A 379-nucleotide genomic window follows, 5' to 3' on the forward strand; every position below is an offset into this window, starting at 1 on the left:
CCACCTGAAAAAATCGACGGGGCACACGTAGTCGAGTGGGCTTGGTCAGACGCACCGTTTGGGAACGTACTATACGAGGATGGTGAAGTAGCAGCCGTCATTCACGGCCTAGCAATCTGTCGGTACGAGGGCTCCACGAAGATCTATCGCTTCAGTTGCAACGAACACTGGGAGTGCGAGCAAGATCAGGTCTACACATCCCTGGAGCTCGCCAAGTCGGAGTTGCCGAAACAATATCAAAAGGTCGAGGCGATTTGGCAAAGTGCGGTCTAGGCCGCCCATCAAGAAGAGCGTCTAATGGCTGGCCTAACAAGTGGTTCAAACCGTTCGCTGCGCTCACTGGGACGGGCTAAAGCCCGCCCCTTAACCAAACGTTAGG

1 protein-coding gene is annotated in these 379 nt (G+C 54.9%); it reads left to right on the forward strand.

Annotation, left to right across the window (positions count from 1 at the left end; all coding sequences use genetic code 11):
- A partial coding sequence (locus tag IB234_RS24090; protein WP_225580790.1) for a hypothetical protein occupies window positions 1–273 on the forward strand: 273 nt, incomplete at its 5' end.
- Window positions 274–379: the final 106 nt, after the last annotated feature.

It is taken from the genome of Pseudomonas sp. PDM16 (assembly GCF_014851865.1).
Classification (GTDB): Bacteria; Pseudomonadota; Gammaproteobacteria; order Pseudomonadales; family Pseudomonadaceae; genus Aquipseudomonas.